The 25,539-nt window shown below is 31.9% G+C and carries 22 protein-coding genes; 19 read left to right on the top strand and 3 right to left on the bottom strand.

The window, feature by feature from the left end:
• Nucleotides 1–26: 26 nt before the first annotated feature.
• A complete protein-coding gene (locus tag CEE44_02575; GenBank protein TKJ17396.1) occupies nt 27–653 on the bottom strand; it encodes a TATA-box-binding protein in 627 nt (208 codons plus the stop codon).
• 154 nt (nt 654–807) lie between these two features.
• Between CEE44_02575 and CEE44_02570 the strand changes: the two genes are divergently transcribed.
• From CEE44_02570 to CEE44_02490, 17 genes are all read left to right on the top strand, one after another.
• Entirely contained in the window at nt 808–1,317 is a 510-nt protein-coding gene (locus CEE44_02570; GenBank protein TKJ17395.1) for a hypothetical protein, read from the top strand.
• A gap of 21 nt (nt 1,318–1,338) precedes the next feature.
• Entirely contained in the window at nt 1,339–2,181 is an 843-nt protein-coding gene (locus CEE44_02565; protein ID TKJ17394.1) for a hypothetical protein, read from the top strand.
• Nucleotides 2,182–2,257: 76 nt separating this feature from the next.
• Nucleotides 2,258–2,833 carry a hypothetical protein gene (locus CEE44_02560; protein TKJ17393.1) on the top strand — a complete coding sequence of 192 codons (576 nt, stop codon included), beginning with the start codon at nt 2,258–2,260 and terminating at the stop codon, nt 2,831–2,833.
• A 41-nt stretch (nt 2,834–2,874) separates the two neighbouring features.
• On the top strand, nt 2,875–3,453 hold the full coding sequence (locus CEE44_02555) for a hypothetical protein (protein TKJ17392.1): 579 nt from the start codon (nt 2,875–2,877) through the stop codon (nt 3,451–3,453).
• Nucleotides 3,454–3,735: 282 nt separating this feature from the next.
• Nucleotides 3,736–4,269: a hypothetical protein gene (locus CEE44_02550; protein TKJ17391.1), complete on the top strand. Its 534-nt coding sequence runs from the start codon at nt 3,736–3,738 to the stop codon at nt 4,267–4,269.
• A 56-nt stretch (nt 4,270–4,325) separates the two neighbouring features.
• Complete coding sequence (locus CEE44_02545; protein ID TKJ17390.1) at nt 4,326–7,682, top strand: hypothetical protein; 3,357 nt, start codon at nt 4,326–4,328, stop codon at nt 7,680–7,682.
• A complete protein-coding gene (locus CEE44_02540; protein ID TKJ17389.1) occupies nt 7,679–9,043 on the top strand; it encodes a hypothetical protein in 1,365 nt (454 codons plus the stop codon). The genes CEE44_02545 and CEE44_02540 overlap by 4 nt, the downstream gene beginning before the upstream one ends.
• Nucleotide 9,044: 1 nt before the next feature.
• The gene (locus tag CEE44_02535) at nt 9,045–14,981 is read left to right on the top strand and encodes a hypothetical protein (GenBank protein TKJ17388.1); all 5,937 of its coding nucleotides are present in this window, start codon (nt 9,045–9,047) and stop codon (nt 14,979–14,981) included.
• Entirely contained in the window at nt 14,978–15,478 is a 501-nt protein-coding gene (locus CEE44_02530) for a hypothetical protein (protein TKJ17387.1), read from the top strand. The genes CEE44_02535 and CEE44_02530 overlap by 4 nt, the downstream gene beginning before the upstream one ends.
• 51 nt (nt 15,479–15,529) lie before the next feature.
• Nucleotides 15,530–16,534 (top strand): hypothetical protein, encoded by a 1,005-nt coding sequence (locus tag CEE44_02525; GenBank protein TKJ17386.1) that lies wholly within the window; start codon nt 15,530–15,532, stop codon nt 16,532–16,534.
• Between the two features lie 2 nt (nt 16,535–16,536).
• On the top strand, nt 16,537–17,007 hold the full coding sequence (locus CEE44_02520; protein ID TKJ17385.1) for a hypothetical protein: 471 nt from the start codon (nt 16,537–16,539) through the stop codon (nt 17,005–17,007).
• 103 nt (nt 17,008–17,110) lie between these two features.
• Nucleotides 17,111–17,596, top strand: coding sequence for a hypothetical protein (locus CEE44_02515; protein ID TKJ17384.1), 486 nt, complete (start codon nt 17,111–17,113; stop codon nt 17,594–17,596).
• 75 nt (nt 17,597–17,671) lie between these two features.
• Entirely contained in the window at nt 17,672–17,944 is a 273-nt protein-coding gene (locus CEE44_02510) for a hypothetical protein (GenBank protein ID TKJ17383.1), read from the top strand.
• Nucleotides 17,945–17,959: 15 nt separating this feature from the next.
• On the top strand, nt 17,960–18,217 hold the full coding sequence (locus CEE44_02505) for a hypothetical protein (GenBank protein TKJ17382.1): 258 nt from the start codon (nt 17,960–17,962) through the stop codon (nt 18,215–18,217).
• Nucleotides 18,214–18,450 carry a hypothetical protein gene (locus CEE44_02500; protein TKJ17381.1) on the top strand — a complete coding sequence of 79 codons (237 nt, stop codon included), beginning with the start codon at nt 18,214–18,216 and terminating at the stop codon, nt 18,448–18,450. The genes CEE44_02505 and CEE44_02500 overlap by 4 nt, the downstream gene beginning before the upstream one ends.
• Before the next feature lie 160 nt (nt 18,451–18,610).
• Entirely contained in the window at nt 18,611–19,564 is a 954-nt protein-coding gene (locus CEE44_02495) for a hypothetical protein (protein TKJ17380.1), read from the top strand.
• 156 nt (nt 19,565–19,720) lie between these two features.
• Nucleotides 19,721–22,648 carry a hypothetical protein gene (locus CEE44_02490; GenBank protein TKJ17379.1) on the top strand — a complete coding sequence of 976 codons (2,928 nt, stop codon included), beginning with the start codon at nt 19,721–19,723 and terminating at the stop codon, nt 22,646–22,648.
• 9 nt (nt 22,649–22,657) lie between these two features.
• Here the strand turns inward: CEE44_02490 and CEE44_02485 are convergent, their stop codons facing one another.
• Together CEE44_02485 and CEE44_02480 are read right to left on the bottom strand one after the other, a co-directional pair.
• Nucleotides 22,658–23,311 (bottom strand): hypothetical protein, encoded by a 654-nt coding sequence (locus tag CEE44_02485; GenBank protein ID TKJ17378.1) that lies wholly within the window; start codon nt 23,309–23,311, stop codon nt 22,658–22,660.
• Between the two features lie 48 nt (nt 23,312–23,359).
• The gene (locus tag CEE44_02480) at nt 23,360–24,628 is read right to left on the bottom strand and encodes a hypothetical protein (GenBank protein ID TKJ17377.1); all 1,269 of its coding nucleotides are present in this window, start codon (nt 24,626–24,628) and stop codon (nt 23,360–23,362) included.
• A 43-nt stretch (nt 24,629–24,671) separates the two neighbouring features.
• Between CEE44_02480 and CEE44_02475 the strand changes: the two genes are divergently transcribed.
• Nucleotides 24,672–24,968, top strand: coding sequence for a hypothetical protein (locus CEE44_02475; GenBank protein TKJ17376.1), 297 nt, complete (start codon nt 24,672–24,674; stop codon nt 24,966–24,968).
• A 39-nt stretch (nt 24,969–25,007) separates the two neighbouring features.
• Entirely contained in the window at nt 25,008–25,526 is a 519-nt protein-coding gene (locus CEE44_02470; protein TKJ17375.1) for a hypothetical protein, read from the top strand.
• The last annotated feature ends 13 nt before the right edge of the window (nt 25,527–25,539 follow it).

The raw sequence follows: 25,539 nt of genomic DNA, 5'->3' as shown, positions 1-25,539 counted from the left end.
CCCCCACACTACTTAATAAATTTAATTTATCTGGTTTTTACTTTTTTCAGATTTACAATTAATTTATCTAAAGCCTTATGAACTTCTTCTTCTGATTTGGTTCCTGTACAAACAATCTTTCCGTTGCTAAATAACAAGAAAGTTGCTTTTATTTCTTGGCTCATTAATTTGTAAACTAACCCAGGAAATTGTTCTGGTTCATATTCCACATTATTAAGCCTCATAGCCAATACATTTAGATTTAATACCATTCCTATTGAACCAGACGCAACAATATTTTGTATTGTTATTTCTGGTGTTATTTTAATCTTTATTTTAATCTTTTCTAAGGCTTTTACAATTTTCTTTAAGGAAGCATGCACATCTGGTATTGTTCTTGCCCCTGTACAAACAACCTTTCCAGAGCTAAATATTAATGCAGAGGTTTTTGGATCTTTTATTCTTATAACTAACCCGGGAAACTGCTCTGGATTATATTCTGTATTTGGCAGGGTTGCCGCCATCTTTTCTAAAGGGATATCATGTTCTAGAGAAGTACTTACAACGATATTAACAATCTCTATTTCTTTTTTTACGTCTTTATTATCTTTTTTTTGTTTATTTGGTGCTTTTTTAGTTTTCTTCACAGATTTAGTTGTTTTTTTCTTTACCATTTTATTATTAACCCCCGTTTATTTAATTAATATTTTAAGTTTAGTCAATAAATATGATTTGTGTGTTGTTTTAAGAGTTATTTGGTTTTTTATAAGTCTTTTTATTTATAAAGTTTATAAATGACGAAAAGTATTTAAATACTTTCATTTGGTTATGTTATTCCTAAAAGAAAGCTTTATAAAAGACCTTAAAAAAATAAGTTTAAGGATATTGAAGATGGAAGAAACTACTCAAGACAATAGGGAAATAAGAAAAGCGGTTACAGCTGTTGTTTATGATAAGATGCATACACCTTATTTTTTAATCCTGAAAAGAAGTAAAAATTGGGAAGGGTGGGAGTTTGTTAAAGGAGGGATAAATAAAGGGGAGACAGAAGAAGATGCTGTTAAAAGAGAGATAATAGAAGAAACAGGCCTGCAAAAATTCAAAATTATAAAAAAACTAGATAACCTTAAAAAAGAGTTTGTGGGGGTCGGAGACAAATTAAATATTCATTCTATTTACCTGGTGGAATCAAACATGAATATCCCTATACACATGCCACAAGGAGATGATAAAGAACACAGCACTTATTTGTGGGCGGATGGTGATTCTGTTAGATCTAAATTAACATGGGATAATGATAAAGCAATTTTAGACAGAGTTTTAGAAGATTTTAAATAAATTAATAATGTTCTTTTTATAATGAAATTTATTGTTGAATTTGAGAATAGAGTAAAAAAGACAATTAAAGATAATAAATTATTCAGTAAAAAAGACAGAATTTTAGTGGCGTGTTCTGGTGGTAAGGACTCTACAGTCGCATTATACTTGCTTAATAAGTTTGGTTATAATGTCGAAGGTTTAATTGTTGATTTGGAGATTGGCAACTATAGTAAAATAAATTTAGAAAATATAAGAAAATTTTGTTCTGTTCATAATATAAAACTTCATGAGACCAGTTTTAGAGAAGATTTTGGTTATAACAAATGTAATATTGAACATATATTGAGGTTAAAAGATCCTAAAGTTAATTCTTGTTCAATTTGCGGTGTTTTGAGAAGATCTATGTTGAATAAAAAATCACGAGAATTGGGATTTGATAAGATTGTTACAGGACACAATTTAGATGATGAAGCACAAGCCATCTTAATGAACTTCTTTCGTAATACAATGTCTTTACAATCTCGCTTAGGTCCTGTGTCTGGTAATGTTAAAGATAAAAAATTTACTCCCCGTGTTAAACCACTTTATTTTTGTTTTGAAGAAGATATTAAAAAATATTCTCAGATTCTTAAGTTTGAAGTTTTGTATGATAGGTGTCCTTGTATTGTTAATTCATATCGTAATAAAGTCAGGGATTTATTAAATGGTTTACCTAATAGTCGAGATGTTAAAGAGAATATTGTTGATAATTTTTTAGAAATTTCACCCAAACTAAAAAAACAACACAATATAAACACTGGTTTGTTAAGTTGTACAGTGTGTGGAGAACCCTCTAGTTCTGGTGTGTGTGGTTCATGTCATATAATAAAAAAACTAAACTAGTTTTTTTAACTTTGGTATCTGTGCCTGATACTAAATAATAGAAAGATTAAAATAAGGGTTTAATTAGTATTCTAATATGGGTTATTCAGAAACAATCAAATATATCAAAAAACAAGCCTCTAAAGGCGCAGATGCTGGCAGAATAAAGAAGGTTTTATCAGAAGCAGGTTATCAACAAGAGATTATAGACGAGTTAATTGAGAAAGCGGGTGTTTTTAAATCTAAAAAAGAAGCAAAGGGCATAGAAAAGATAATTCTTAAGGATGTTACAATTGGTGTTGTTTTATTATTGGTATTTGGTTCTTTAGCATATTTTAGTTTTTTTAAAGATGGCGATAAAGAGTTTTTTTCTCCAAAAACAAGTGGAGATATAAAATTAAGCTTATCTAAGGTTTCTCCTTTGAAAATAGAGAAGAACGGGCATTCAATTATTGATCTGAACAAATATTTTAGAGACAGCAAATATGACTATAGTGAGATGAGATGGAAGCATAGTGGTCAGATTTGTATAAACGTTAGAGAAAATAAAGATAAAATAATTTTGCGTAGTGTATTTTTGCCTGGCTGCTCTTTACAGGAAACTATAAATTTTGAAGTGATGAATCCTTCTGGGAAGATTAGTTCTGATACAATTAAAGTAAAAATAGTTTAATTTTCAATATATTTAAATAATTCTTAATTTATGTTAGTCTTATGATAGATTTTGTTTTTCCTGATGGGAACGAAAAAGAATTTATTGAAATGGCTGGTAAATTAGGTTATAATTCTTTATGTTTTGTTTATTCTCTAAAAGATTTTAATTCAAAGAAAAAGAAATATTCTGGTTTTGATATAAAATATGGTGTTTTGGTTGATGAGAAGAAAGTTCCTAAGAACAAATTATCTGATTTTGTTTTGGTTAAATGCAGAGAAAATACCAGAAATGTTATAGAGAAAAACAAAGATTTGATTGTCTTTGGTTTTGAATTAGATAATAAGAAAGATTTTATTCATCAGAGAAGATCTGGTTTAAATCATATTATGTGTACTTTAGCAGCCAAAAACAACATTAAAATTGCTTTTTCTTTTAGTTCTTTGTTAAATGCTGATGATAGACAAAGGAATGTTTTGCTAGGCAGAATTGAATCTAATATTAAGTTATGCAGAAAGTACAAAACTAAAGTTGTTGTTGGTTCTTTTGCTTCAAAACCTTATGAAATGAGGGCTTTTAATGATTTGTTGGCTTTGTTTTCAACACTTAAATTAACTTCTTCTGAAATAGATAATTTTTAGTTTTTTTCTTAAGAAATAGCAACTTTTATATATTATTAATTCTAGAAGTAAGTTATATTAGTTAGTTAATATAATTAAATGAACTTAGTTAACTAATGATTTAAATAGTAAAAAATCAGTAATGGTATAAATGACTCGAATTAATATTGAAATTGAGAACGAGTTGCATAAAAAAGCCAAATTAAACGCTCTTCTGCAAAATAAAACTTTAATCAAATATATTAATGAGGCTTTAGGTGAAAAAATCAAAAAAGATAATAGAAAATAAATGAGGTGTATAAAATGAAAATTGAAATTAACATTAAGAAAAAGCATTTGTATTATTTAACTGGCTTGGTTTGTTTATTATTGATTGGGTTAGTAATAGCTGATGGTTTTCCAACAGGCGGTGCTTATCATGATCCAGTATATACAAACACAATAACAAGTAGAACAGATGCAAATTCTGTAAAAATAGATGATGATTTAGAGATTACTGGGGGTTTGGTGGGTAATTTAAATATTGCAGGGGATTTAGATGTTGAAGGGACTCTTGATTTCGGAGGAGCAGTAAAATCCACAACTGGAGAATGGGTAACTGCATACAAAGGAGATTTCGCCGTAGATGTGACAAAGGAGACAACAGACGAATTAGGAACTCATAAGTTTTGTTTTTTATCGTATGTTGGACTCGACGAAGTAGAGAATATGAACAATGAGGAATATTCATGCCAGGTTGATGGTGAGTTTAATGGAGAATGGACTCTTAAAACTCTTGCCCAAAATGATGGAGGCTACGACGGAGCTATAAAATGTGGTGCGACTTGTGTTGATTAATCTTTTATAGGAAATGAGAAAGGAACAATAAACAAAAAACAAGCAATCAATAAAAAATGAAACCCAAATTAAAACCAATCTTTTTGATTTTTGTTGTTTTGGTTAGTTTTGTGGTTGTTGGTGAGGGTGTTGTTGGAGATTGTGTAGGTGACTACCCACTCTACTGTTCCTATCATACAATGGAGCCTGGTGGTTGTCCTGATGGTTGTGCTCCTTCAGCTCCCTCCTTTTTTTGTGGGTCAAGTGATACTGAGGTTTGTAAGACAACACTCGGCGAAGAGGTAGCCTCTACTTACTGTATACAAATAAAATACTGTAACGAATTAACTGATGCGGTCTGTCCCGAAAAAGCGCCTTACTGTAAACTTTCTGTTTGTTCTTCTGGAGATCAAAGACTTTGTAGTAAGACTGATTCGAAAGCTTTAAACGGCGTTTGTGTTGGAGCACAGGAAACATGTACTAATGGTGTGTGGCCAGGATGTGATTCTTCAACTTATTATCAACACAATGACAAGTATCAAGAGTCAGAAAAGAGCTGTGATGGATATGATAATGATTGTGATGGGGAGGTGGATAAGATAAATGGAAAAGGTTGTGAGTATACTAAAGATGGTTCAAAAGCCGCTGGCAGATGTGTTGTAAGAGATAATTGTGAAACTGGTGAACATTTTATTATTAGTTTATCAGATCCGCCTTATAATGCTCATGCATCTGGTAGTGATTCTTATTTTGGGAGCAATAAAAATAATATATGTTGTAATATTTCTGGTTTTGAATCTATAAGCAGGAATGAGGACTATACTGCTTGTGGTCTTGATGGACATATAATTTCTTTATCAGATAGGGATAATGCACATGGGTCTACTTATTGGAGAGGGGATTATTCTTATGAAGTTTGTTTAACAACAGATTTAGATGTTGACTTGGATTGTCAGGTTACAAATACAGACCAGGAATGTGACGCTTTAGAAGATTCAAACGGGGAGAATTCATATTTTTGTATGTTTTCTTTAGCAGGAGAGATTGATGGAGAATATGTAAATAATGCTCATTTTGCAAGTTGTTTTGATGATTCTGATTATAAGTATGAAGTTTGTTGCTCTGTTAAAGGAGGATTAGCAATTAATGATGAATGTAGCGAAGATGAAGAATGTTTTGCATGGGACGCAGAAGGAGATGGCAAAGGACATTGTGTTCAATATAATAGAGAAGGAGAAAAACGTTGTCAACCATTAGACCCGTGGGCTGGCGACATGTATTGTGATGGAGATTTTATTAATGAAACAAAAGAATTAGAACCAGAAGACGTTGAAAAAGCCACCAGGCAAAAAGACGTAGCAAGTTGCGACCCTGATCCTGTTTGTCAACATTATACTTGTAGAGGAGGATGTCTCGCTCAAAATTTGCCTGCTGGAGAATATTCTGTAGATGATCCCAAGATCTTTTCAGAAGAAGAGGCAGAAGATTATTCTTATCTTGTGGCTGGAGAGGAATATCCGTATTATACAGCAATATGGGATTGTAATGAGTTTACTCCTAATGAAGAAAAAGGAGATGGAAAACATTGTGATGGAGAAGGAAGATGTGTTACTTCTTGTATTGATGATGATGAAGATGGATATGGTATTCAACCTTCTAATCTTTATCATGCTGAATCTTGTCATCTAGGTTCTACATATTTGGATTGTATGGATAATGGCACATCTGAAAGCATCGATTCCACTATGAATTTCAACCCTTATTATATAAATCCAGGTTTATCATCAAGTCCTTTTTGTGATTGTGATCCAAATACTCCTAAATTAGATTGGCTTGATGGTGTTATAAGTGGAATTGATGAAGGTCCAATAAACATCCGAATACCAATAGAAGAAGATTTTTGTTTTGATGGATATGATAATGATTGTGATGGTACTATTGATTGTTCTGATTTAGATTGTTCTCCTGAAGGGTATCTATCTCCAATTAGGAATAGAACCTGCGGAGTTAATGATGACGGAGAGAGTGATTGTACAGACGAATATCAAACAAATCCAACTTTTGATCAAACAACTCCACCTTTTAATAGAGCGTGTTGTCCAGACGAACTTTATTGTGTTATAGATGGTGAATGTGTTGCAAGTGGTGATTTGCATGGAGAATTTCCAGATGTTCACCTGTGTGCTATGGGGCAATGGTATGGATCTGATACTGATCTTGGTGTTTGTAAGGCGATAGTAAATATTTCAGAAGAAGAGGCCTTAGGACATCCACCTTGGGGTTTAACAGGTGATGCAGGAGATGGAGCTTGTTGCGGAGATGACCCAGAAGAATATTTTACAAAAGGAGCATATGCTTCTTATGCTTGTTGCAGTAAACCGAAGATGAAGGTTATAGGAGGGAAATGTGTAGGAAGTTTAAAAGAAGCATATACATGGGATAAAACAGATAGTGGTTATTGTTTAGATGATACCCAATGTCTTGTAAACCCAGATGAACTAAGTTTTGATAAAACTGTTGAGGACGCAACAAGCGTTACTCATTACCCTCTTAATGAAGTCAGATGCATAAATGATGGAGAATTTATCGGAGACCATTATTGCAGAAATGGAGAATGGACATCAAGAACCGCTTTATTAATAAGACAATTAATGGATATTGGAAGTAGTTCAAACGAATATAGCTTATTTTGTGATAGCTATGATAAAGTATTAAACTTTTATGGGTATTCTATAAATGAATGGTATCCTACTGTAAATTATTTCCAAACAGGAGGATATACATGTAATATTGGAAAAGGAAACATAGTCCCTTGTATTAATAATTTATGTGTTTTGAAATATGATGAAAATAAAGTCATAATTGGAGCTTCTATTAACCATGACGTAGACGCATCTTCTTACTCTATATTAGAAGCAATAGGCGGAACTAACAGGGATTGCAGCAGCGTATTGGATTCAAGTACTTTTGAAGTTTGTGGTGGTGGAGTATATTATAATAATAAAATCAAATCAGTAATTTATACTAGAAACGAGCCATCTATAAGTGATGTTCTGACAGGAGGAGAAGCAGCTTATATAAGAAATTTATTTGAGCCAACACTTTATTATTTACAAAATATACGCCTTTCATATGATTATGGATTTGTTAATGAAACTAGTAATTTTAATAAGATATATTTACACAAAAAAGGAGAAAAATCAATTTATATCATAACAGAAGAAATAAAGAATAAAAAATACATGTCTGCAACATATACTAATTTTAATACAAATCTATGTGTTATGATTGAAAATTATAAAGTTGCTAATCCTGTTTTAGTGCCTTTTGATTGTGTAAAACAAGGAAATGTTAATTATGTTTTTACTGGCGGTTTAACCCAAGGTTATTATGAGCTATTAAACGATTTAGGACCCAAATTAAGAATAAAATGAAAGAAAAATTTTCAAAAAAAGGACAATTAACCTTCTTTATGTTAATTGGTTTTGTTTTTTTGATTGTTATGGGGCTTGTTTTTTATGCTGGAAAGCAAACAACAGGACACAAAACAAGAAAAGAAGCATTAGTACATCAAGAAACAACTTTTGACATAGCCAGCATAAGATCTTATGTAACAGCGTGTTTGGGAAAGGTTGCAAAAGACGGAATGAAATTATTAGGAAACCAAGGGGGAGTAATATATGATTATCAAGGAGGCATTGATATTCCTAGACCTGCTAATTTTTCTCTTACTCTTGTACAAGGAGATACAAAACTTAATGTAAGTTATGGTTTGAAAAGGTCATCAAGCGAAAGTTATAATTGTTTAGGTGGATCTGGTATAACTTGCAAAAACAATATTTCTGAAGTTTTAGTAGGAAATTTTAAAGGAGGAGAGTATCCTTGGATGGGTTTTCCAAAGCCTAGTGAAAGGAATTGTACACTAAAAAAAGGGTGTTTTGGGGATATGACTTATTTACCAGAATTAGATGGAGGAGGAAGCATGTATAATCAATTAAAGGTTTATATCAACAACACGTTTGAAAATTGCATTGACTTATCAATTTTTGAAGATGAAGGGTTTAAGATAGAATTAAATGGAACTTTAAGTGTTAGTGTTAATACAACCGAAGAAACAATAATTACAATAATAAACTACCCTTTGAATATTGTTGATCCGACAACAAAAAAGCAGATAAGAGTGGATGAATTTTATTATGACACAAAAGTTAGATTAAAAAAATTACATGAAATAGCAAATACTTTGCTTGATTTTGATAAAAATAATGAAAGTTATGACGTTACAATAGATTCATTGGGATTAATTGATGGCAATATGATTCTTACTATTTTGAGACATGGACAAGGCGGTAATGAGATATCCCCTTTTGAGGATAATATCATCAAAATAGAAGATAATTTTTCAAACACCCCTTTTATCTTTCAATTTGCAAGACAAAACAGATACCCTGTTTTAGAAAATATAACTTCTCCTAAAACAATAGGGGTTGGAGAAGTTTTAAATGAAACTTATTTTAGTGATATGGTTAATGTTACTGACCCTGATGAAAAGAGCATAACTGTATACTACACCTCTTTAGATTTAGGTTTAGCAAGAAACACTTCTTTTAGTAAAACTATTATAAGCCAATATTGCGAATCTTATCCGCCTGTAGGAAATGGGATTGGTGGGTCGTTTACAGTAGAAATTTGTGTTTCAGATAATCATTATTCACCATATTCGTGTGTTCCTGGATTTGACAAATCAAGGGATTGGCAATATATTGATTTTACTATAACAGGTACAGGATGTTAGAATGAACAAAAAATTAAAAATAACAATAATAATAGGATTAATTTTTTTAACTACTCTTCTCTTTAGTGTATTTTTTGTTAAAGGTGCTTCTTATCCTTCATGTTGTTGTTTACCAAAAACAGCTTATCAGATCCCTAATGGAGAGATTGCTCAACTATGTGCGTGGAGTAGTGGAACAATAGTTGAAGGGGCGGCAGGTAGTGATGAAGAATGCGCAACAACATGTGGATTATCTCTTTGTAATACTTGTAGACCTGGTTCATGTTCTGATTATGAAGCTTGTTCTTCAAATCCAGAAGGGGGGGCATGCTCTTCAAGTCAACAATGTTGTGTTGGATCTTGCTCTCTAGCGGCAGGAGGGGAGGGATGCAGTGATCCTGATCTTAATATAAAACCAACCAACATCATAAGAGGAGAGGATAGAGGATTTAGACAAATAACTCTTACATGGGAGGATAATTATAATTGTCCAGCAGTTAATTATGCAATAATGAGATGTAGCGGATCTGATTGTACTGAATTTTCAATAATAGGCGAAACAACCCAGAAAACATATACAGATATATCTATAAGCTGGGAAACAACATATAGGTATGTTATTCAAGGAAATTATCAATACCAAAGTTCAAAAGATAGTGGAGCTGTAAATATTTATTCTGGAGATTCTGAATGCGAAGGATTGACTACCCCTTCAACATTTTGTGTTGGTAATGAACCATATTCTTGCAGTATTCACAATTCTCTTAATAGCGAAACAGCTTGTCAGGAAAATTATATATGCGTAAGTGGAACTTGTATTGAAGAGACAGATTGCAATGAAGACCTTGGAAATCCATTTGGAATGTATTATTTAACTCGAGAACTTTGTGAAGGAACAGAATCTAATTATAAATACTGTTTTTTAGATAGGTCTTCAACAAATGTCGATGCTTGTTATAATTGCGGGGGAGACGCAATGGGTTGTTATGATTATAAATCTCAAGAAACATGCGAAAAAGACAATTGCATGGTTGGGGCTGTCCAGGATCCAGCAACATCCTGCAGGTGGGAACCAATTTATGATGAACTAGGTATTGGTGTATGTGTTGATGATGAGTCAGATAATTGTCAATTCTGTTACCAAGAAGGATCTGATGGTATGGAGAATATTAATTATGGCGCATATAATTCTGTTTTTGATATTTTTACAGAAGAAAGGTTAATGGCATTATCAACTGATAAATATCCTTGTTTTGAGGCAGGAGGAACATGCAATAGCTGTGGAAGCGTGGGCTGTCCGGTATATACCACACAATTAGATTGTAGTGTTATTTCTTCTCCAGCATCATTAAACAATCTTAATGAATTTGTCGATGTTAGCGGAGATTCTTGTGGAATCAATGTTTGTAGATGGACAGAAGGAAATTGTGTAAAAGATGCAGACGGGATTGCATTACCAGATTGTGAAGGAAGTTTAGACCCAGATTGTGAAAAAGATTATTTTAGACCAGAAACAACAATTACTACAATAAAAGATAATGATGGGGTTGTAAACGGCTTTAACATAGAGATTATTGATAAAATTAAAATAGAAGAATCTGCTGTACCAAAAGGATCAGTAGATTATAAAACATATTATTGTGTAGATACTTCAAGTGCCTGTATGCCTAGGACAGGAGATTTTAAAATAACAACTTATAGAAATTTAGCTGTTGGAGAGTATGAAGGAACATTAAAACTTTGTGCAGGTTCTTGTGAATCAGATTCACTCACTTTAATACCTGGAAATACTATTCTTAAATATTATTCAGAAGATCCCTCAAAAAACATAGGTTTGGTTAAGGATATGTCTTTTGCAGCATCAACAGACATTAGACCCAATGCTTATGCTTATTATATTAAAGATTCAAACTACATAAATAGTGTATATTATACAAACAATCCATTACCAATAATACAAATTAATTTTTCTAATAATGCAAGGCTCTCATATCATCGGTTAGAAGACAGAGCAACTAATCCAATTTTGTTGACTTTAATGACATCTTCCCAGCAAAATCATGAAATAAAGATAGGAGATATTCTGACTGATATGTCTTATCTTCCAGATGACACCTATAAATATGAATTTAATGCTGAAAACAGATTTGGAAGGAAGATGAGCTCTAACAAACAGTTTACTTTTGTTGTAGACACAAAATCTCCTAGTCTTAGTATTCAACCAAATGATGAAACAGTTAACTCTTCTACCCCTACTGTAATTTTAGTATTTGATGAACCCTCTTTGTTAAACCAGGTTTTGATGGATGGCATAGACATAACATCCAATTTTAAAACAACAGACAACAAAGTATTTCAAATAGATTCTATGCAATTTATAGATGGAGTATATAATTTAGAAGTAGATGCTAGTGATTATGCAAAAAATAACATACTTGAGTATGGAAGTTTTGAAGTAAATGCTGATTCAACATCTTTAGATATAACATTAGTTAAACCTTCATATGGAGTTTCACCAACTTCATCCTTTACATTGGAATTAAAAACAGATAACACTGCAATATGTAAGTATGCTTTAGATAATGAAGCAGCAGATTATGCCCATTCATTACAACTTGATACGACAAATAGTGTGGTTCATAGCGAACATATCTCAGGAATATACGAAGGCATACAACATATTTTGTATGTGAATTGTAAAGATGTTTATTATAATTCAATCACATCTAAAGAATTTGATTTATCTGTTGATACATCTCCTCCAACATATGTCCCTTTTACAGGAGCAGATCCGGCGCTTGTTGCTACTGATCCTCCTTTTACAAGTTTAAAAATTACTACAGATGATAAAACAATATGTACTTATAGTGGTCATGAAGATGAAGGATCCTTTCCTGGATATGATAGTGAAAGATTTGAAACAACACATAGCCAAGAGGTTTACCCGCCTTATGGAAATGTTATGAGAACTTATATGGTAGAATGTATGAATATGGCAGAACTCATAAGCACAATGCCAATATCTTTTAAGGTGAGTGATAGTGCTCCTTTATCTGTCGTTAGTATGACTAATCCTTACTTTACAACTAATGAAATAGATTTAAGAGCGAAAGTTAACCTAGATACTAATTGTAAATATACTACAGATCAATCTTCTCCAATTTCTACTTGGCTGCCTTTTACAAAACAGACCACTTTAGACCACAAAGCAACAATTAGTGTTCCGGGCAATGGAGATTATAGATATTATGTAAAGTGTTATGATAGCAGGCAAATTAGTTGGTTACCATCTATCCCTTATGAAATAGGTTTTAGTGTTGACGTAACTCCTCCTAAAATGAATTATGTTGATGATTCAAGCAATGAACCAAACCCAGAAATTACATGGAAACATACTAGATTAAGAGTTAAATGGTTGGGAGAAGATCTTGATACAAGAATTGCGCAGTATTATTATAGATTAAAAGAATTTGGAGCAACAGATAGTTTTGTATTTGATTGGCTTGATGAAACAACAGAAGATGAGTGGATAGTTGTAGATGATATAAATCTTGCAGATAAACAAAAATATCAGTTTGATGTAAAGCCAGAAAACGCATATGGTTTAGAAGGAGATGTTATGTCAAGTGATGGTATAACTATTGATATTAGTGCTAAACCTGCTCATTGTGATGATAGTATAAAAAATGAAGACGAAACAGGAGTAGATTGCGGAGGAAGTTGTGCTCCTTGTGGTCCTGATTCAGGATACTGTAATAATAATATTATTGATGCAGGAGAACAATGCGACGGAGACGCAGAATGGGCAGAAGACCTTAATGAATGCTCTGATTTTTATTTTACAGGTGGAATCTTAACTTGCGCTAGCGATTGTGTGTTTGATATAAGTTTGTGTACAGGTGGAGAAGGAAGTTACTGTGGTGATGGGATAGTAGATGCAAGCGCAGGAGAACAATGCGACGGCGAGAACAAAGGAGAAACCGACTGTAGAGATTTTGATGATTTCACAGGAGGAACTTTAATATGCGATAACTGCGAATTAAAAACAATATTATGTGAAGGAGGAACTTCTGGATATTGTGGAGATGGAGAAATTAATACAGGAGAACAATGCGATGGTGAGAACAAAGGAGACACCACTTGCTTTGATATAGCAGATTTCACAGGAGGAATTTTAGGTTGTAATAATGATTGTATATTTGATACAAGTTCATGTACAGGCGGAGAAGGAAGTTACTGTGGTGATGGTGTAATAGATATTAATACAGGAGAACAATGCGAAGGCGACGAAATAGGAGATAAAGAGTGTTCTAGTTTTGATGAGTTTACAGGAGGAGAATTAACCTGTAATGATTGTATATTTGATACAAGTTCATGTACTGGCGGAGAAGGAAGCGAATGTGGAGATGGTGCAGCAGATTCAACTGAAGAATGTGATATTGGTGATTTGAGAAATGCTACCTGTTCTAGCAGGGGATTTTATGAAGGAGAGCTAGCATGTAATAATGATTGCACTTTTGATGAAAACGAGTGTAAAGGGGGAACTGAAGGAGAATGTGGTAATGATGAAATTAATGCAGGAGAAGCATGTGATGGTTGGGATTTGGGTGATTTTAATGATTGTAATGATTATGATAGTGATTTTATTAATGGTTCGTTAGACTGTGATAGTGATTGTGAATATGATCTTAGTATGTGTCAGATTGAACAACCTCAATGTAATGAAAACATGGATTGTGTATCTGGTTTTTGTATTGAAGGATATTGTGCAGACCCAACCTGTTATGATAAGGTAGAAAATAGTATTGAATCAGACATAGATTGTGGAGGCAATTGTCCAAAGTGCGAGAATGGAGAAGAATGTGAGAATAAAGACAGCAATTGTAAGTCTGGTTATTGTAATGTTGTGACAGGTAAATGTTCTCCACCAGATAAATGTCATAATAATATTTTAGATAGCGGAGAAACAGGAGTGGATTGCGGGGGTTCTTGTGAAGGATGTGAAGAAGGGGATTTTTGTGATATAGATGATGATTGTTTGAGTGATTTGAGATGTATTGGGGGAATTTGTAAATCAGATAGCGATGGAGATGGAATATTAAACCAAGATGATAATTGCCCATATGAATCAAATTTAGATCAATTAGATATGGACGGTGATGGATTAGGTGATGCTTGTGATGATGATATTGATGGAGATGGTTTAAGTAATGAATTTGAACAAATGTATAATTTAGACCCTTATTCTCCTGATAGCGATGGAGATGGTATTTTAGATGGTGATGAAGATGCTGATAATGATGGTCTAAGTAATTTTGAAGAAGACAGAGCAGGAACAAGCCCACTTAATTCAGATACAGATGGAGATGGTTTTGTTGATAAAAAAGAAATAGAAAAAGGGACAGACCCATTAGATGCTAACTCAAAACCTGGTTCAGTGTGGTGGACTTTTTTCTGGATAGTATTTTTGATTATCTTGATTTCAGTAGGAGTTTATTTTGGATATCCAATGTATGTAGATTATATGAGAAAACAAGGCAAAAAACCTCCTAAAACCCCCACTCAGACACACACAATTACTTCAGTTAGAAAACCACACCCTTCTATTATCAAACCAATCAAAATAGATAAACAATTGAAAAATTTAATTGCAAAAAGCAAGAAGAAAAGAGAAGAAAAGAGAAGAGGGGTCTTTTCAAGTTTTGAAACTGGAACATCTAAACCACAAGAAAGACGAAGAGGATTACAAAGAAGGGGAAGAGAGACAAAAAGAATTGTTAAACCTTCTAAACCAACAAAAGAGTGGGTATCTCTTTCAAAAGTTCAGAAAAAAACAAAAGGAGACGCTTTATCACAATTAAAAGGAATAACCAAAGGTAAAAAATCAAGTGGAGATGTTTTTGAAACATTAAAAGAGATTAAAGAAGGCACTAAGAAAAAACCAAAAGGCAAAAAATGAAAAACAAAAAATCACAGATGGCTGGTCAGGTATTTATGTATGTTCTTGCAATGGTTGTGTTTTCTATGACTTTGTTGTATGGATATAAAGCAATAAACTATTTTAATGATAGAAGCGAGGAAATATCTTATTTACAGATAGAAAGTGATATAAAAAACGAAGTTGAAAAGATTGAGGCAGATTCAAAAGGAACCATTAAAAAAAAGGTTTTGACGGTTCCTGGAAATTATGATCATATTTGTTTTGTTGAATCATATCCTTCTTTTCCATCTGCTGCTATCTCAACACAATATCCATTGATAAATGGGCATATAAATAACGGAGCAGAGGATAAAAATATGTTTTTAGCTCCACCAGGGGATGTAAGTTTCTATGTTGGAGATATTAAGGTTGAAGATGGAGCAGATCAGGAAGAATGTGTTGAAGTAGTAAATGGAAAAGTGACATTAAAATTAGAGAGCATGGGAAATCATGTTTGGGTTTCTGAATGGTCGTAAAATAAAAAGATGTTTAAGAAATCTCAAATTTCATTTCAGTTTAATTGGATAATGATTTTAATAATTGGCGGAATAATCTTGATGTTTTTTATTTCAATTGTCCAAAAACAAAAAGAGTTTTCTGAAGACAGCATATCCAGCACAATTCAAACAGATTTACAATCCATATTCAGTAGTTCATATGTAAGTACTGGAACCTCTTCTGTGGTTGAGATTCCAAACAAAAAGATTCAGTTTGGTTGTGAAGGGTTTAGAGTAGGAAATCAATTTGCAGCAAGATTTCCATATGCTTTTGCTCCAGATTCAATAGAATCTGATAGAAATACTGTTTCTGTTTATGCGCATGATTGGAGTGTACCTTATAGAGTTACTAATTTTTTATATGTAACAAGCCCAGAAGTCAGATATATAATTGATGATGATGTGACTGATTTAGCAAATGCTCTTTTTGATTTATTGCCTCCAAAATATATTGTTAAAGATGGCCAATCTAAACTTTTTATCAGTAAAGAAAAAGGATCAGTTAGCGGGGATAAAAATAATTATAAAGTAAGAGTAATATATTTTAGTGATCCTGTAACTTTTAACCCTGGTTCCACTTTTGGAGACACAAAAGAGGAAGACATAAGTGCAGTTTATATAACGCCCGGTTGTGTGAGTGATCCTGCAGACGAAAGAATGGATTGTAATGGAGGCTTAGAATTTTTTAATTATAATGAGGCAAGTTGGGTGTCAGAATCTACATATTATGTTGGTAAGGCATCTCTTTTAGCAGCTGTTTTTTCTGAAAATAAAGAAATCTATGATTGCGGGATGAACAATGCATTTTACAGATTACAAAACATTACAAAAGTTTATGAAGATAGAACTACAACATTAAGAGATGGTTATGTTAGTGGAGTTTGTTATAATAGTCTTGACAATGCTTTAAATGACATAGGAGACATAGCAACTGCTGCATCTGAACAAAGTTACCCTAATGTTAGAATATGGGCAGATAGTTTAAGCACAAATAATGGTATTACTTTGGCAAATTCGTGCCCTGCTGTTTATTAAAAATGAAAAAGAAATCACAAATCCAAATGATGGAAACAATTGCAATAATGCTTATCTTTTTTGTAATTATAGTAATTGGTTTTACTTTTTATATAAGAACAAGTGGATTTAGTCAGGGACAGAAAATAGCAAAAATACAAGAACTTGAATCAATAAAGGTTAGTCAAGCAATCTCTTTTTTGCCAGAACTACAGTGTTCATCTAAAAACATAATAAAAGATAACTGTTTTGATATGTATAAATTAAGTGCTTTTATGACTTTACCAGACAAAAATAATGTCTATTACCCTTTTTTTTATTATAGCGATATAACTGTTAAGGAGATATATCCTTCAAACAAGGAATGGAATATCTATAATAGAACAAGGAGCGGATCTGTTTATAAAACCTCAATTCCTATCCTCCTTTATAATGCTACAACAAGAACTAATTCATTTGGAATGTTAGAGATTAAATATTATACAGTAAGCTAAAAATGAAAATCAAAGACACACAAAAATCAAAGATTTTTGGTGCACTGAAAATCCAAATGATTTTCAAGTGTTTTCAAATATCCTCACAGAATATTCGGATAAAATGAGAAAAAACAAAAAAGCGCAGATGGAAATAATGGGGTTGGCAATTGTAGTTGTATTATTGATGGTTGGTTTAATGTTTGCATTAAGATTTACCTTGTTTAAAGCACCACAAACTTATAGAAAAGAGTATTCAGAAACCCAATTAGCAGCAAATATGCTAAATACTTTGTTGAATACTAATACAGAATGTAATGATATATCTATAGGTGAATTATTAAGTGATGCTAGTAAGGATAATCCAAGCATAACTTGTCCTGGTTCACCTTCTGATTCACAAGGGTATGCAACTCAAACAATAAATAATTTAACAGAAACTATTCTTAACATAAGTTTAGTAAAAGATTATTATCTTAAAGCTAGTGTTCCTGGAAAGGTTGTTGTTGAAGCAGGAAAAGAAAGGACAGTAAGAGAAAGAGAAAGAAAAACCCAATTTTTACAAACAGACGCTGGTGTTATGACTATTACATTGGATATTTATGGATAATTTAATAGTAAGATTTAAATATAACATAAATCAATACAATTAATAGTATCAGTTTAATCCAAAGAGGTGAAACTTATGAGAAAAAAAGCACAAGGACTAAGTCTTAATGTTATAATAATAGCAGCATTAGCATTATTAGTTATGGTTATATTAGCAGTTATATTTATGGGAAGGTTGGGCGGATTCAGAGAGGGTTCTGGAGATTGTGAAACAATGGGTGGATTCTGTTCAAGAACCAGTTGTGAAGGAGATTACACAAGAGAAGTTTCTTATGATTGCGATTTAGATGGCGATTCAACTGTTAATGAAGGCCAAGCAGTAGATGGGGTTTGTTGCATCTCTGTATAATTTTTTCTTTTTAAGATGAAAAAAGCACAAGGACTAAGTTTGAACACAATAGTAATAGCGGCCTTGGTCCTTATTGTTTTGGTTATTCTAATTGTTCTTTTATCCGGCAAAATGGGGAGTTTTAAGAAAGGAATAGATTCTTGTGATGGTAAATGTGTTAGTGGTGCATCTGATTGTAATAAAGACGAAACACCCATATATATAATAAATTGTGATGATGATGGAGATGGAAAAGCAGATGGTGGAAACTACTGCTGTATGAACCAAGAATGAAAAAAGCACAAGGACTAAGTTTACAAACGATTGTTATATCAATTTTAGCTTTAATTGTTCTGGCTGTTATTCTTTTTGTGTTTTCAGGTAAAATTGGAGACGTTAAGACTAGTTTAGACAGTTGTACAGAAAAAGGAGGAGAGTGTAAAACTCCTTGTTCTTATGGAGCAACTATAAAAACACAAGAATGTGATGATTGCTGTATTCCTATAGGTAAGGCTGCGGGGAGCTAGCCACCATAAAGTTTATATATCTTGTTCTTTAAATTATATTTATTATGAAAAAAGGAGGTACAAAAAAAGCACTAGTTTTCCTTATTTTTTTAATAATAGCTTTAGTTGTATTTCTCATGCTTTGGAACATATTAAAAAAAGTTGTTGAGAAGGGGTTTGCATGAATAAAAAAGCACAAGGAGATCTTTCACCAATACTCGTAACATTAATTGTTCTTGTGGTTTCATTAGGTGTGCTGCTTCTTGTTTATATTGAATGGGGAAATGTATTAGAAGAAGAAGCACTAAAGAAAAATTGTCAATGGAACCTTTTATTGAGTTCACTTACTAAGTCTCCTGTTTTAGGTGTAGAAACAATACCCCCAGATTGTCAAATGACAAGAAAAAACATAACTCTGGAACAATTAGAAGATAAAAAGAAATCTAATCAAAAAGAGATTGATGAATTTAATGAAAAATATAAAGATTCAAAATATGTTAGTTTTCATTCAAATAGTGAAGAAGAATTATTAGAATTTGAAATGAATAGGGTTATTGCAAATGAAATTAAGGGTTGTTGGGATGTGGCTTGGAAGGGGCAAATGCCTGTTTTTCAAGAGTGGTGGGGTTTAATTGAGTGTGAACCTAATAAGGAAGGAGATTTTAAATGTGGTTGTCCTGAGAATAAAGAGTGTTCACTTCCTAAAGAAGTATTGAGCCGTCTTCAATTTTGGAATTATGAAGCAAGTGGACCTCCTGCTTTTTGTTTATTATGTTCACGTATAAAATTTGAAGATAAAGTAAAAGAAAAATTTAGTGGAAGAGAAATAACATCTTTACCAGAATGGATGCAAAAACATCCTGTTATAATTGATCCACAACAAAGAAGTTTTTATGAATATACTAAAGATGATGTTAATAAGGGAATATTCGCACCAGAATATTTGTATGAGGTTGATGAACCATTAGCAATTGTATACGCACGTATTAATGTTCTAAAGCTAGTAAACTATGGAGAAACATTTTTGAAATGGACAGGGATTATAAACAAAGACAAAGTGCATAAACCAGTAAATGTATTAAGTTTAATGCCTTATAGCGAGGTAAGTGAAAAATGCACTTATATAATAGGATGAGAAAAGATCTTTTTAAGAAAGGAGAATTACCAGGTTGGTCTGTTATAGTTGGATTAATAATAGGTTTATTCGTTATACTCGCACTTATTTACATTTCTTTTAAATCAAAAGATTTTTTATTAGATAAAGTTCAATTTTTAAGAAATATTTTTTAAAATGAAATTTTTTAATCAAAAAAGAGGAATGATTGGTTGGTCTGCATTAATCTCTGTAATTCTTGGTTTGGTTGTGATTGGTGCGGTTGTGATTGGTGTAATTGGTCCAGGAGTAGGTTTTGCAAAGAAAAAGTTTTTTGATGAAGAATCATCTGAATCGATGTTTCCATGGAAAGAACAAGAGGAATTTGAACCATATGTTCCTGAGGAACATTATAATGAAGAAGAAAGAATTGTAAGTAATTCTATGAAAGCTATGGAATGTTCACTTAATAGTGTTGCTGTTGGTATGTTTGATTATGAAAACAGGGATGTTTGTCCATCTGGTTATACTGTTCCTTCTGATGAACAAAATAAAGTTGTTGCATTATTCTCAAAACTTGTTACTAGGAGAGATAGAAAATCAATTGAATATGGAAAGTCTAGTGTAAGTTGCAGTGGTATTTCTTCTGAGTTTTTGAGTTTTAAGGATAAATCAGAAGAAGAACCAACAGAAAGAGAGAATGTAATAGAAATATTAGGATATGCTGTTAAAGATTGTTTAGTAAAATCAAAAAAAACAGTATTAAATGACCATTATGTACTTTGTGCTCGTTTTGATGCTAGTGAATTAAAGGGTCCGAATAAGTGGGAACCTCTTAAACCTAAGTTTAATCCACCAATTACTAAAGATACTCTTAAAAAATACTTTGATAATAGAATAAATAAAGAAAACGATATAGAGTTGAAACAGGAGTGGAAAGAAGCTAAGCGCTATCTCGGAGAGGTTGAATTAGACGAAATACCTTTTTATAGACAAGGATGTGTTTATTATGATAAAACACCAATATTCCAAAACAAGATTCATATAAAAGAATGTAGTAAAAATAATCCTGTTGATGAGTTCTCTTGTTTTGTGGAGTCTTTTGAGCTTCCACAAGATGTTAGTGATTCCATTTTCAACAAAGTATTTTTACAAGCATTAGGAGACCCAAAATATCTTGTTTATTATGAAGAATTTCCTAAGGAAGCAGAAGCTTATTGGCATAAAGAATGGTCTGATATGATTAATCTCTTTACTATTTCTTATATTACTCTTGCTGGCCCTTTAAATGTTGCTGGGGGTAAAGGCAAACTCGCAAAAGAAGCAGCTGAAAAAGCATCTAAAAAATTAGCTGGAGAAGCAGGCGAAGAAGCAGCTGAAAAATTAGCCAAGGAAGCAGCAGAAACTGCTATTAAATCAGGATCTAAACATCTTTTTGAAAGAGTTAAATTTGCTTCAACAAAAAATATTATGAAAAGTTTAGCATTAGAAGAAGAAACAATATTGATTTATGGTGTTGGTCGAGAAACATCAAAAGAAATAGGAACTGCTGTTGCGAAAAAATTTGGAGTAAGATCTGGATCAGTAGTATTTGAAAGATTCAAAAACTTAGAAAAAGATCTAATTGGTGAAATATATATAATTTTAAATAATAATAATATTAGAAGACCCCAACATCTTATAGATGCGAAAAAGCCTTTAGAAGAATATAGAAGGGAATTAGCAGAAAAAATTGTAAAGGGAGGAGGGATTGACTCTCTTAAAGAAGGAGTATTTATTAAGAGTTCTATAAAAGGAGTAAAAGAAATTTTTGAAAATGAATTAACAAAAGAAGCAAAAGAAACATTATTAAAAAAACAAACATATAGGCAATTTTTTAATGGATTACTTAAAAAAGGAACAACTGAAGTGGATGATGTATTATTTAAAGAAGCTGGCGAAACAGCTTTTCTAAAATTAAATGCATTACAAAAAGTAGACGAAAGGTTAGTTGAAAAATCTCTTCTCAAAGGAGCTCAAAATGTAGGAAATATTTTGTTAAAAGGAACTATCGGTTATGAGAAAAAAGGAACTGTTTTAGCTACTGCTCTAGATCTTGGAAAAAAACAAATACCTTTAGCTTTCCCTTCATTAAAGTGGGCAGCAGTAACAGGACCAGGATATATCCCTTTAACAATGGCTAAATCAGTTACTGTTGGTGTTCCTAGATGGGTTAAGAATCACCCACTTCCAACTGCAGTATTATTATCGGTTTTAATAGATTCTATGGATTCAAAAAATGAGAAATTGACTCCTGTTGGTGTAAATGATATTGCTTTAACTCAACCTAAATTATTAGCTGATAAGATTACTTATAACTTAAATGAAGAAGCAACCAAATACTTTATTAGAAATCAAGAAAGGCCATCTAATGTAATGTATTTAGTGAGCCCTTGTAAAACTGATTTTAGAGTTGTAAAAAGAAAGTGTGATTGTACTAATGATAAGGAAGCTTCTATTTTTGACTTTGGTGGCGGTTTAATGAATGTAGAAAAAGGAACTATTACTTTAAAAGATTATGAAGAACGTGTTGAAGAATATGAGAGAAGATGGCAAAGACTTCCAGAAGACGAAAAAGAAAGATTTGATAATCTAGATAGTTATGTTGATTATAAAGTAGGGGATGGAAAAAATGGAGATGTTGGTCTTTTTAATTATATTATTGTTAATCAAGGCAAATCATTCCAATCATTTTCAAAACAAATCAAATTGAATAAAGAGTATATTAATGAATATCAAAATATAATAGACGAGAGTAATGCTGTTAAGAAATGTGATAGTTCAGGGAGATTTAAAGATCCCCATCAAATACATTATAGTATTGATTGTATAGAACTAGAAATTGATAAAAAAGAAGGTTATTGTTATGATGATTTCCCAGTAGCAGGCTATATTAGAACAACAATTTCAGCAACTTTTGTTGCTACAGATATTTATCTTTCTACTCTTACTGGATTTCTAGGCACAGTTCCTGTTAGATGGGCTTCTGGTTCTGCTTTTGCTGCTGTAGATGTGATGATAGGAATGTTAGAGAAATGGCCTGGTAGTGATGTGCCTGGTGAAAAGTTTGTGAGAAGGATTATCTAATTTAGTGGATTAGTGTATAGCGATTAGTGTAACGTTTTCTTCTTCAATTTGAGATATGTTTTCTCCAAAAACTTTCAAATCTCCAACCAAAACACCACCAACATGTATGTTAAAGTCTTCAAAAAATCTATCAGAATCATCTTCTACTTTATCCATATAAACTCCTGTTGATATTTGATTAAACTCAAATTTCTTAAAGTTTTGATAGGTTTGGCCCCAAACAATATTTATATTATCATTAAATTGTTTTCTCCAATCTTCATCAAGGAATATATAAGATATTGGTTTTCCGTTTTCAAATTTTTCAACAATAATTCCTTGTAAAATACCATCGTTAGGATTTAAGTTAGGCGTTATCTCTATATGTAATTGATTAGAAGAATCAATATATTTGTTTTTGAAGAATGCTCCTTTGTAAAAACCATCATAACCAAAAGCAGTATTAACTTGTAAATATTTATATTGCTGATTGTTTGTATTAAAATAGCCATTCCCTTCTGTAGCATGTTTAACATCAATTATATTTGTTATACCTTCTTCCTCAATCCAATCTTGAGGATCTTTACTATATACTATTTTTTTAGGTAATGTTATTAATAATGCAACAATTATAATTACGAAAATAACAAGAATTAATACAATACCTCTTTTTTTATTAACCATAGAAGATTATGAAGTTTAGTGTTATATAAATTTTATTGTTTTATATTATTATCTGTCTTTTACACAACGGCACCCTGCTTCAGAATTAACTCCCACTACGGTATCCCTCATATGAGATGTTGCACGTACTTCAGCAGGATTTCCAGTATAAGAACCGCCTTTTAATACATAAACTTTTTTATTGAACCTATTATAAAACCAATCCGATACCCATTCCTCTACATTACCTGTCATATCATAAAGACCAAGTGCATTTGGGGGATAACTTCCAACTGGTACTACTCCAAAACGCAGGTCACTATGTCGACTAGGGATATAATAAGGATAAAACCTACTAAATTGGCCAACATAACAAAAATTTGCGTCTTCCATACCAATAATATTTTTACCATTACCAAAACGAACTTTTTCCCCTCTTTCTCTTGCAGCATATTCCCATTCTGCTTCTGTTGGTAATCTTTTGCCTACTCTTCTACAATACTCATCTGCATCTGGCCAATGAATTCCTTCCGCTGGTAATTCTTCACTATTTCCTATGCCTGGTATATATCCCATCACTCTTGTAAATTCGGCTTGAGTCACTTCATATATGTCAATATAAAAATCTCCCACTTCTTCTTTATGAAGAGGTATTTCGTCATAAATTTCATTATCTTCCATCACATCCCCCATATCAAAAATGCCCCCTTTTACATAAACCATCCCTGGAGGAACACTAATGCTTGTTTCAGGTAGCAATAAATCTCCCTTTTCTAAAAGAATTATATCTCCAGACCAGGTTTGTTGATAAAAAACTGGCTGGGGTAATGTTCTAGTAGGATCTATTGTGCCTTGGTAATTAGATTTAGTTATGTTATATTTTTCCATATCTTCTAGAGGAACATATTCCGTATGATTTCTCTGTTCAATCAATTTATCTATTACATTCTGAAAAGCACTAATTCCTGGATTATTAATAACATTTGATAAAGCCAAAGCCATTTTAAAATCAGTTGATTTTCTTTTCCACATCATATATTTGACATCATCACCCAATTGATTGTAAATCCTTTTTTCAAATTTTGTTTCTGGTTCTTTAAAAGGAAAAACAACTTTATATGTTTCTTGAGGTAAGACCCATTCAATTACTTCTTTATCTTGTGTTTCTTGTTTTTTTGTATTGCGTGCTAAAGCTTGAGAAACAATTAAACTTAATCCACCCAATCCTAATATCATTAGATTTCTTCCGATTCTTGATTCTTGAAAAACTTTTTCTGTTAATTGTCCTAATCCCATAATGTAAGAAAGAATATTAATGATATATTTAAAATTGTTCATTTATATAGAAATATTTAAATATGAACAATATCTATATTTTTGTATGAATAAAAAAGGCATTGCAATGCAAACATTAGTTATGGCAATACTTTCTTTAGTTGTTTTGGTTATTCTTATATTTGTTTTTAGAACCCAAATAGGAAATACTATGGAAAAATATACTAATATCGCAGATGAATCTGAAAAAGCTGTTAAAGGAGATACATGTGGCGCATTGTTTAGCGATACAAGATGTATTTCTGGTTCTGATTGTAGTGTGTTGGGGGATAGTTGGACAACAGAATCAAGTTTAAAATGTGTTAATAAAGATAAAATTTGTTGTAAAGAACAAAAAGAATAAACAGAAAACTATATATACCTCAAAACTCCGTTTCTTTTTATGTTTAATGATAAAAGAGGAGAGATTACATTAGAAGAGGTTGTTAAACTTGTACCTCATTTAATTTTAGCCGTTTCGATGATAGTTATTCTTACTATGTTTTACAGATCTTATACTACTGAAGCAAAAGACCAGAGAGATTTTGATTTTGAAAGAATTATTGCTGAAATTAATGATTTAAGCGATAAAGAATCTATAGGTGTGCCTATCAAAGGGCAGTTTTATTATCTGGTTGCTTTTGAAAAAGAATCTCTTCAATCCAACATTAGTTGCAGCGATTTAACTTGTTTATGCCTATTTAAAATAGATGGAGAAAAAAATGAATATAATTATGGAACCAATCCAGACAAGTGTGAAAAATTTAAAAATGGTGGAAAAATAAAAGAAGGCAAATGTGTTGAGGGAAACATTTGTTTTCAAACAACAAACCCAAAAATAGAGAATCAAGAAAAAGTAAGTGTAGTTAATTTAGAAAAAAATAACAATATTGCAGTTATCTCTCCTAAATATAACAAATAAAAATGAAATTATA

It is taken from the genome of Candidatus Woesearchaeota archaeon B3_Woes (genome assembly GCA_005222965.1).
Classification (GTDB): Archaea; Nanobdellota; Nanobdellia; order Woesearchaeales; family B3-WOES; genus B3-WOES.
Note: the sequence above shows the minus strand (reverse complement) of the source record. Positions and strands in the feature narration are given on the sequence as shown.

Bases quoted from the DNA above. Each gene is read 5' to 3' on its own strand.
- CEE44_02575 (TKJ17396.1), bottom strand. From the start codon at position 653: ATGGTAAAGAAAAAAACAACTAAATCTGTGAAGAAAACTAAAAAAGCA.
- CEE44_02570 (TKJ17395.1), top strand. From the start codon at position 808: ATGTTATTCCTAAAAGAAAGCTTTATAAAAGACCTTAAAAAAATAAGT.
- CEE44_02565 (TKJ17394.1), top strand. From the start codon at position 1,339: ATGAAATTTATTGTTGAATTTGAGAATAGAGTAAAAAAGACAATTAAA.
- CEE44_02560 (TKJ17393.1), top strand. From the start codon at position 2,258: ATGGGTTATTCAGAAACAATCAAATATATCAAAAAACAAGCCTCTAAA.
- CEE44_02555 (TKJ17392.1), top strand. From the start codon at position 2,875: ATGATAGATTTTGTTTTTCCTGATGGGAACGAAAAAGAATTTATTGAA.
- CEE44_02550 (TKJ17391.1), top strand. From the start codon at position 3,736: ATGAAAATTGAAATTAACATTAAGAAAAAGCATTTGTATTATTTAACT.
- CEE44_02545 (TKJ17390.1), top strand. From the start codon at position 4,326: ATGAAACCCAAATTAAAACCAATCTTTTTGATTTTTGTTGTTTTGGTT.
- CEE44_02540 (TKJ17389.1), top strand. From the start codon at position 7,679: ATGAAAGAAAAATTTTCAAAAAAAGGACAATTAACCTTCTTTATGTTA.
- CEE44_02535 (TKJ17388.1), top strand. From the start codon at position 9,045: ATGAACAAAAAATTAAAAATAACAATAATAATAGGATTAATTTTTTTA.
- CEE44_02530 (TKJ17387.1), top strand. From the start codon at position 14,978: ATGAAAAACAAAAAATCACAGATGGCTGGTCAGGTATTTATGTATGTT.
- CEE44_02525 (TKJ17386.1), top strand. From the start codon at position 15,530: ATGATTTTAATAATTGGCGGAATAATCTTGATGTTTTTTATTTCAATT.
- CEE44_02520 (TKJ17385.1), top strand. From the start codon at position 16,537: ATGAAAAAGAAATCACAAATCCAAATGATGGAAACAATTGCAATAATG.
- CEE44_02515 (TKJ17384.1), top strand. From the start codon at position 17,111: ATGAGAAAAAACAAAAAAGCGCAGATGGAAATAATGGGGTTGGCAATT.
- CEE44_02510 (TKJ17383.1), top strand. From the start codon at position 17,672: ATGAGAAAAAAAGCACAAGGACTAAGTCTTAATGTTATAATAATAGCA.
- CEE44_02505 (TKJ17382.1), top strand. From the start codon at position 17,960: ATGAAAAAAGCACAAGGACTAAGTTTGAACACAATAGTAATAGCGGCC.
- CEE44_02500 (TKJ17381.1), top strand. From the start codon at position 18,214: ATGAAAAAAGCACAAGGACTAAGTTTACAAACGATTGTTATATCAATT.
- CEE44_02495 (TKJ17380.1), top strand. From the start codon at position 18,611: ATGAATAAAAAAGCACAAGGAGATCTTTCACCAATACTCGTAACATTA.
- CEE44_02490 (TKJ17379.1), top strand. From the start codon at position 19,721: ATGAAATTTTTTAATCAAAAAAGAGGAATGATTGGTTGGTCTGCATTA.
- CEE44_02485 (TKJ17378.1), bottom strand. From the start codon at position 23,311: ATGGTTAATAAAAAAAGAGGTATTGTATTAATTCTTGTTATTTTCGTA.
- CEE44_02480 (TKJ17377.1), bottom strand. From the start codon at position 24,628: ATGAACAATTTTAAATATATCATTAATATTCTTTCTTACATTATGGGA.
- CEE44_02475 (TKJ17376.1), top strand. From the start codon at position 24,672: ATGAATAAAAAAGGCATTGCAATGCAAACATTAGTTATGGCAATACTT.
- CEE44_02470 (TKJ17375.1), top strand. From the start codon at position 25,008: ATGTTTAATGATAAAAGAGGAGAGATTACATTAGAAGAGGTTGTTAAA.